General features: G+C 60.9%; 1 pseudogene. It reads left to right on the forward strand.

Going from position 1 to position 504, the window contains the following annotated elements:
* Positions 1-182: 182 nt before the first annotated feature.
* A pseudogene (locus tag IP510_RS13655) lies at positions 183-504 on the forward strand (hypothetical protein); the annotation flags it as partial.

Raw genomic sequence — 504 nt, forward strand, 5'->3', positions numbered from 1 at the left:
GCCGGACCGTGTGGGTCGGTGTAGGCAGGAGGCTTTGTACCTCTCTAGACTGGTGCGACAGACCCGTGCGCTTGGTATGGCGTGGTTGGTTTGCCCAGGATTGGGCTGCCGGTCTTCTCGAAACACTTTTCGTTCTTTGTGGCGCATTCTCGCGCCCATCCACCCGTTTCTTGGAAGGCTTCATGTCTGCACTGTCTCGTTCCGTTTTGTCCCGTTCCGCGTTCTCTCGCACCGCACTACTGGCGGGGGTTTCCGTTCTTGCGTTGAGCGGATGCACTGCTGCCGCTGACGAGACGGAAACCACCTCGCCCGATGCCGCCGCGCAATCGGTTGAACTCAGCAACTGTGGCTTCGATGTCACCTTCGACTCGGCCCCCGAGCGCGTCATCACGATCAAGTCGTCAACAACCGAGATGCTTCTGGCGCTCGGCCTCGGCGATCGCATCATTGGAACCGCGTTTCAGGACGGCCCTGTGCCCGAACAGTGGGCATCCGACGCTGCGG

Origin of the sequence: Psychrobacter sp. NG254 (genome assembly GCF_015277735.1) — a bacterium.
Lineage (GTDB): Bacteria > Pseudomonadota > Gammaproteobacteria > Pseudomonadales > Moraxellaceae > Psychrobacter.